Source organism: Psychrobacter sp. (genome assembly GCF_035469765.1).
In the GTDB taxonomy this organism is placed as follows: Bacteria; Pseudomonadota; Gammaproteobacteria; order Pseudomonadales; family Moraxellaceae; genus Psychrobacter.
This window is the reverse complement of the sequence record NZ_DATIRM010000416.1, coordinates 1-7287: the sequence shown is the minus strand read 5'-3', so window position 1 is coordinate 7287 and position 7287 is coordinate 1. Positions and strand designations below refer to the sequence as shown.

At 41.0% G+C, this 7287-nt stretch carries 8 protein-coding genes; 7 read left to right on the top strand and 1 reads right to left on the bottom strand.

Annotated elements, in window-relative coordinates; genetic code table 11:
• The 7 genes from lepA to VLN09_RS11510 form a co-directional block, all read left to right on the top strand.
• Positions 1-1188 (top strand): translation elongation factor 4 (gene lepA / locus VLN09_RS11540; RefSeq protein ID WP_325246661.1); only part of this gene is annotated, 1188 nt, incomplete at its 5' end.
• A gap of 79 nt (positions 1189-1267) precedes the next feature.
• Positions 1268-2170 (top strand): signal peptidase I, encoded by a 903-nt coding sequence (lepB, locus tag VLN09_RS11535; protein WP_325246659.1) that lies wholly within the window; start codon positions 1268-1270, stop codon positions 2168-2170.
• Positions 2171-2277: 107 nt separating this feature from the next.
• On the top strand, positions 2278-2673 hold the full coding sequence (locus VLN09_RS11530; RefSeq protein WP_325246657.1) for a DUF4845 domain-containing protein: 396 nt from the start codon (positions 2278-2280) through the stop codon (positions 2671-2673).
• A 156-nt stretch (positions 2674-2829) separates the two neighbouring features.
• Positions 2830-3627, top strand: a complete 798-nt coding sequence (rnc, locus tag VLN09_RS11525; protein WP_325246655.1) for a ribonuclease III — start codon at positions 2830-2832, stop codon at positions 3625-3627.
• Positions 3628-3868: 241 nt separating this feature from the next.
• Positions 3869-4885 carry a GTPase Era gene (era, locus tag VLN09_RS11520; protein WP_414709133.1) on the top strand — a complete coding sequence of 339 codons (1017 nt, stop codon included), beginning with the start codon at positions 3869-3871 and terminating at the stop codon, positions 4883-4885.
• A gap of 57 nt (positions 4886-4942) precedes the next feature.
• A complete protein-coding gene (gene recO / locus VLN09_RS11515; protein WP_325246651.1) occupies positions 4943-5707 on the top strand; it encodes a DNA repair protein RecO in 765 nt (254 codons plus the stop codon).
• 98 nt (positions 5708-5805) lie between these two features.
• Positions 5806-6600, top strand: a complete 795-nt coding sequence (locus tag VLN09_RS11510; protein ID WP_325246649.1) for a pyridoxine 5'-phosphate synthase — start codon at positions 5806-5808, stop codon at positions 6598-6600.
• Between the two features lie 36 nt (positions 6601-6636).
• Here VLN09_RS11510 and VLN09_RS11505 read toward each other — a convergent pair whose 3' ends face one another.
• Positions 6637-7122 (bottom strand): GspH/FimT family pseudopilin, encoded by a 486-nt coding sequence (locus VLN09_RS11505; protein WP_325246647.1) that lies wholly within the window; start codon positions 7120-7122, stop codon positions 6637-6639.
• Between the last annotated feature and the right edge of the window lie 165 nt (positions 7123-7287).

Here is a 7287-nt window from a genome sequence, read left to right as displayed (position 1 = left end):
GATAATTATTTAGGTGTGGTTTCGTTAGTACGTGTCCGCCAAGGTACGATAAAAAAAGGTGATAAACTTTATATTAAATCTACCAAAGAGGCGCATTTAGTCGGATCAATTGGTGTCTTTACCCCGAAGCCATTAGATACGGGTATCTTAGAAGCTGGTGAAGTAGGCTTTATTATCGCTGGTATTAAGGATATTGCTGGTGCGCCAGTTGGTGACACGATTACTCATGCCAGTACGCCTGATGTTGATCGTATTCCTGGATTTAAACAGATTACGCCGCAAGTTTATGCCGGTATGTTCCCTGTTGAATCTACTGATTTTGAAAAATTCCGTGAAGCGCTGCAAAAATTGCAAATCAACGATGCGTCGTTATTCTTTGAGCCAGACACTTCTGATGCACTAGGTTTTGGTTTCCGTTGTGGTTTCCTTGGTATGCTGCACATGGAGATTATCCAAGAGCGCCTCGAGCGTGAGTATGACTTGGATTTGATTACCACTGCGCCGTCAGTTATCTATGAGATTGTGAAAAAAGATGGCAGCATCATCTATGTTGATAACCCGTCAAGATTGCCTGAACCGAATAATATCGAAGAGTTCCGTGAGCCGATTGCGCGCTGTCAGATTTTAGTACCGCAGGATTATCTCGGTAACGTGATGACGCTTTGTATTGAGCGTCGCGGTGTGCAAGTTGATATGCGCTTTATGGGTCGTCAAGTACAGCTAATCTTTGATATTCCAATGGGCGAAGTGGTCATGGACTTCTTTGACCGTCTAAAATCGGTATCACGTGGTTTTGCGTCACTTGATTATAATTTTGAGCGTTATCAAGTCGATAAATTGGTTAAAATTGACGTCTTGATTAATGGTGATAAAGTCGATGCGCTTGCCATGATTGTTCATGAAACCCAGTCACGCTATCGTGGTAATGCGCTGGTTAGCAAGATGAAAGAGTTGATTCCGCGTCAGATGTTTGATGTTGCAATTCAGGCAGCGATTGGTAGCCAGATTATCGGACGTAGTACCGTGAAAGCCATGCGTAAAGACGTCTTGGCTAAATGTTATGGCGGTGACGTTTCGCGTAAGAAAAAGCTACTCTCGAAACAGAAAGCCGGTAAAAAACGCATGAAGCAAGTGGGTAACGTTGAGATTCCACAAGAAGCCTTCTTAGCCGTATTGCAAGTTGATTAAATTATTAATAAATGAACCATCATTGCTGTTTTTACGGATGTCATCGTTGGATAAGTAGCTCGCTAATAGGCAGTTAAGTATGGATTTTGATTTCAATTTGATTTTAGTGCCATTAACCATAGGTTTGGGTATTATCTGGCTATTAGATAAGCTAACACTGAAACAACGTAAAACCCGCGGTCACGGTAAAGAGAGCTTGCTGGTACGCTGGGCATATGATTTTTTCCCTGTGCTGGCGGTGGTATTAATTGTACGCTCGTTCTTAATTGAGCCATTTAATATTCCGTCGTCTTCCATGGTGCCGACCTTATATACTGGTGATTTTATTGCCGTCAATAAATACGCTTATGGGGTACGTTTGCCACTGACTTATAATAAAGTAATTGATACCGGCGCGCCTGAACATGGCGACGTGGCTGTTTTTCGCTATCCTGATAATCCCAGTATCTACTATATCAAGCGTGTAATTGGTCTGCCCGGTGATACGGTCAGTTATAATCAAGGACAGCTTGCGATTAATGATGTGCCCGTTCCCACCCAAGCCATTAATTTTGATGCCAATGCTGAGTTAACTTCACAGTTGTACGGTGCAGGACAAATTGCACCTGATCAAATACTGACAGAAGAGAATGCCGCGGCGATGGGTCAACAAGAAGAGGGCGAAGCGGAGTATTTTCAAGAGACCCAAGGCAAGCATGAACACCTTGTTCGTTATTTAAAAGATATGAACAGCTCGCAGTATGCACCGTTTTTGCAGCAGCAGTCGCCAGAAGTGGTGAGCTCAGAAGGTAATGAGTGGCGTATTGAGGTGCCAGAAGGGCAATATTTTGTCATGGGTGATAACCGTGATCGCAGCGCAGATGGACGCTTTTGGGGTTTTGTGCCAGATGATAATTTAGCAGGTAAAGCGATATATATCTGGATGCACAAGCCACCAGGTTTAAAGCTGCCAACCTTTATGCGTAATGGTGCTATCGACTGATTTATCGATAAACGTTTTGTGCTAATATTATGACTATCTTTTGATATATCTAGTGAATTGCAGGCTTATAAAATTATAACTATAGCTATTTTCTGCTGAGAGGTATTATGGTGCAACAGTTATCTGGCTTATCAACACAGCGCGGTGCTAGCGTTACTAGTATCGTTTTTATTATCATCGCTTTGGGTGTTGCTGTTAAATTGATTGTTGCCATTGTACCGGCACAAATTGGTGATTATCAGCTCACCAAAACCTTGAGTGCTCAGCTTCAAGAGTCTAATAGCAAGAAAGAAACTGCCAAGCAGTTCGTTGAGGGCGTTGATAAGCAGCTGTCTATTAATGCTGATTACGACACCAAAGCAGAAGAAGTATTGACTTTTAAAGACAAAAAATCTGGTCAATTGGCTGTCTATAAAAGTTATGAAAAAACAAATAATCTTTTTGGCAATGTTTACATTGTAAATCGATTTGAAGGTGATATTGACTCTACCACAGCAGAATAATCTAATTTATTTAAATATCTTAACCGCAATGATTTAAAAAGCCAGTACTCTAGAAAGTAGTTGTCTATGAGCTGGTTTTTTGTATTTTATATTTTAAAACGTTACTATCTTAATGAACTTAAACAGTGCAACAAAAGGGATAATCATAAGCCTCGCATGAAACCAACTTCGCAGTATCCTCAGGCGGATCACAATCCACCAAAAAGTAGCCTGTCTGATGACACGCTTATTATTAGCTCAGAATTTATTCAACGCTTAGCAGTATTAACGCGCAAGTTGGGTTATGTGTTTAATGATTTAAGCCTACCAAAACTGGCACTTACTCATCGCTCATTCGATAGTAAAAAGAATTATGAGCGTTTAGAATTTTTGGGTGATGCATTGCTAGGTATGATAGTCGGTGAAGCGCTATATCACCGTTATCCGAGCCAAAACGAAGGGCGCTTGACTCGTATGCGTGCCACACTTGTACGCCAAGAGTCTTTAGTCATCATTGCCCAAAATCTAGAGTTGTCTAATCAGCTGATATTGGGAGTTGGTGAGCGTAAAGGCGGTGGTCGCAATCGTGCTTCTATATTAGCTGACGCAGTCGAATCCTTGATTGGTGCGATTTATTTAGACAGTCAGGATATGGATATCACGCGCGAGTGTGTGCTGTCTTGGTATGGTGATCTAATTGATAATGTTAACGACCAAAAAGCCCTAAAAGATGCCAAGAGCCGCTTACAAGAATGGTTGCAGTCGAAGCAATTTGATTTACCACATTATGAGCTGATGGAAACACAAGGTAATGCCCCGCATCAGGTATTTGTGGTACGCTGTCAGGTAAATATTATTAACTGTCCTGATATCACTGAATCTGGCGAAAGTCGCCGTATCGCTGAGCAAAAAGCGGCAGAATTAATGATTAACCAGCTGCATAAACTACCAGGCGTGCCCAAAAAGCGCAGCTAGCTTTATACTCTTTTTCATTTTCAGATACTCATTCTTTAACGTCTTAGTATTACGATAGCCAATATTTTTAACTGAATAACAGTGCTGCTGTTATATGCGCATACAGCAGTTTGACTGACGACAACCTCCACAGGATTACCCCATGAGCAATCACACTGACTTGCCATTAAATAATGAAGATAATGCCACAAATATGACCGAAAACACTGACCTAAATACAAGTACAAGCAATGCAGTAGAAATGAGTGAAGTAGAAATCAACGAAGTAGAAGACAATGCAGTAGATAACGATTCAGCAATTGAAGCATTTTTTTCACCAGATAACAGTAAACTTGCCGCTGAAGGTTTTAAAACTGGCTATGTCGCCATCGTTGGTCGCCCAAATGTCGGCAAATCAACGTTGATGAACCATTTATTGGGTCAAAAGCTTTCTATCACCTCGCGTAAACCACAAACGACTCGCCATCGTATCCACGGTATCTTATCTAATGATGAGATGCAGGCAGTATTCGTTGACACTCCAGGTATTCATCGTAACGAAGTACGTGCTATCAATGAGCGTATGAATAAAGCGGCTGTCTCTGCATTGGTAGATGTTGATTTGGTATTATTTGTTGTTGATTCTGACCAATGGCGTGACGATGATTTACTGGTTTTACAAAAGCTTGGTGATACCAATCTAAATGTGGTTTTAGTAATTAATAAAGCCGATACCTTAAAAGATAAAGGCAGCGTTTTACCTTTAATGGAAACCTTTAACGACAGCTTTGATTTTGCTGATATCGTCCCTGTTTCTGCATTAAAGAATCAAAACTTAGATCGGTTGCAAGAAGTGATAGCATCACATTTGCCAGTTGCTGCACCGATTTACGATACAGAACAAATCACCGATCGCTCAGAGCGTTTTTTAGCTAGTGAAATTATTCGTGAAAAGATCATGCGTAGTGCCGGTGATGAAGTGCCTTATGATTTAACGGTACAAATTGATGGTTTTAAAGACGAAGCTGCTCATACTGATCCAAAAACCGGTCGTCCACGTAAAGCCTGTACCTTTATCGATGCGACTATTTATGTTGAACGTAGTGGTCAAAAAGCGATTGTGATTGGCGATAAAGGGCAACGTATCAAGCAAGTGGGTATGGACGCGCGTAAAGATATGGAACAACTATTTGATAAAAAAATTATGCTAACGCTATGGGTAAAAGTCAAGCGCGGTTGGTCTGATGATGAGCGAGCTTTGACCAGTTTAGGCTATTAAGACTATTAAGAGCCATTCTCTTTTATGTTGAGTGGAGTATAGCTGAGGTAATAATTCATGCGTAATGAAGCGTTAATCGGTTATTTATTACACCAGCGCCCTTATCAAGAAAAGCGCGCCTTATATTATTTATTTTCTCAGCAGCATGGGGTGATACATGGTATTGGTAAAAAAGGCGCGCCACTCTTTATGCCTTTACAACTCTTTGCTACGGGCAAACGTGATCTCAAAACCTTTAGTCAAATCAATATTGCCCCTTTTACTTCATCACATAAAACAGCCCTACAAAATGATGATGTAGCAAATGCAGAAATACGCCATCAAGAAAGCATCACAGGTCAGCATCAATATGCAGCCTTGTATCTGAATGAGATATTGTGGCGATTACTACCTACTGAAGATCCTATGCCAATATTATGGCAGCATTATCAAGATAGCCTATATCAGCTCAAAAAACCTCTAACTGCTGACGAGCTACGTTTGTGTTTGCGCCAGTTTGAGCGATATCTATTTAATGAGTTGGGATTTTCACTAACGTTATATCAAGACAGTCTTGAAAACCCTATTGAGCCTGAACAGGTTTACCGATTCTTACCTGATGTCGGTTTAGTGCCAATCTTGCATGTAGAAGAGAGCAACAGTATGGTAAGTCACGCGGTTTTTAAGGGCGATGATATTTTGATAATGGCAAAGCAGGGGTTGTGCAGCAGTACGCTGAACGCATGGTCGCGTTTACATCGGCAATTAATTGATCATATGCTTGATTATCAACCGCTACAAAGTCGTTTGCTCTGGCAGCAGCAACAGCGTTATCAATTATAAAGCGTATCTAACGATAGAGTCTTTTCACAACTACTTATCATAAATACGCTACAAGCTATGTTTAGTAAATGATCTAACTATTAATAAAAGGATTTTTTATGACGGATACAGCGCAGATTTTGCCGACTACATTAGAGAAAAATTCAGATAATATATCAAAAAAACCTCTCTTAGGTGTCAATGTTGACCATGTAGCAACCTTACGTCAAGCACGCGGTGTTAGCTATCCAAGCCCACTAGCGGCAGCCCTTTTGTGTGAGAAAGCAGGTGCTGATGGCATCACCATTCATTTGCGTGAAGATCGCCGTCATATTCAAGATGCGGATGTGTATGAGATGGCAGGGCAGCTGACCACGAGAATGAATCTAGAGATGGCGGCAACGACTGAGATGCTAGAGATAGCCTGCCAAGTTAAACCATATTGGGTATGTTTAGTGCCAGAAAAACGTGCTGAACTGACCACAGAAGGTGGTCTTGATGTGGCAGGGCAGCTAGCTTCATTGACAGATTATGTCAGTAAGTTACAAGCAGCAGGTATCAAAGTTTCTTTATTTATTGATCCAGACGACAAGCAGATTACAGCGGCAGTTAATTGCGGCGCTGATGCGATCGAACTACATACAGGTTCTTATGCTGAGGCAGGTTTGGAAGATAATATAGAGCAAGTTAGTATAGAGCTTGAACGTATCAAAAATGCAGTGATTACCGCTAAACGAATGGATAGTAAGCTGTTGGTCAATGCCGGTCACGGTCTGACCCGTGACAATGTGAATGCGATTGCCCAAATTGACGGTATATATGAGCTAAATATTGGTCATGCCTTGATAGCGGATGCGCTATTTATGGGGATAGAGCAGGCTGTTATTACGATGAAAACAGCTATGCATCGATAGTAACGACAGTTAATGCTTATACCTATAACTATTGTATTAAGTGCCGCATCCGGTTGGGTGATCTTCATTGGGCTTATAAGTAATGCGCCCGACTTGGCTAAATGAGATTTGATACATGGTGTGATTGTAGGTTGAGGTTGGACAGTATTTAATATGTCCGAAATGCCCACGAGGACTGCCGCTATTGCCCCAAAACTTAGTGTAATGGCGGTTATTACCGACTCGTAAATATAAAGTACTGTATTTCGGGTTCAGCGCTTGCTCTTCTAATAAATCATCAATACCCGCATCAAAATTGTTATTATTATTTTTATCCGAGAATAGTAATAACTGTTTAAAGCTGTCTCTATGGCAGAGACCACCATTGTTAGACAAACAAACCAATAAATCCTGTCTTCTAATATGACTCTCAGCTTTTGCCAATGTCAGAGTAGTGTCTATTTGCCCTGCAATACGTCTGGCTTCCATACGTGCTAATAGACTTAAGATATAGGGCGTGGCAATCGTCGCTATGATTGCCAAGATAGCAACCGTGACGATTAACTATACTAAGGTAAAGCCATGTTCATTCTGGTTTTCAGAATTCTTTGAGAGTATTAAAACAGTTGTGTTCGATATGGTCATAATGGACTGCTACCTGTATGAAAGAGACAGCGAAGATAGTTTTTAGTCATTATTGTTGGTTTT

Excerpts from the sequence above, each read along its gene's own strand:
- lepB (WP_325246659.1), top strand. The coding sequence starts at position 1,268 with ATGGATTTTGATTTCAATTTGATTTTAGTGCCATTAACCATAGGTTTG.
- VLN09_RS11530 (WP_325246657.1), top strand. The coding sequence starts at position 2,278 with ATGGTGCAACAGTTATCTGGCTTATCAACACAGCGCGGTGCTAGCGTT.
- rnc (WP_325246655.1), top strand. The coding sequence starts at position 2,830 with ATGAAACCAACTTCGCAGTATCCTCAGGCGGATCACAATCCACCAAAA.
- era (WP_414709133.1), top strand. The coding sequence starts at position 3,869 with ATGAGTGAAGTAGAAATCAACGAAGTAGAAGACAATGCAGTAGATAAC.
- recO (WP_325246651.1), top strand. The coding sequence starts at position 4,943 with ATGCGTAATGAAGCGTTAATCGGTTATTTATTACACCAGCGCCCTTAT.
- VLN09_RS11510 (WP_325246649.1), top strand. The coding sequence starts at position 5,806 with ATGACGGATACAGCGCAGATTTTGCCGACTACATTAGAGAAAAATTCA.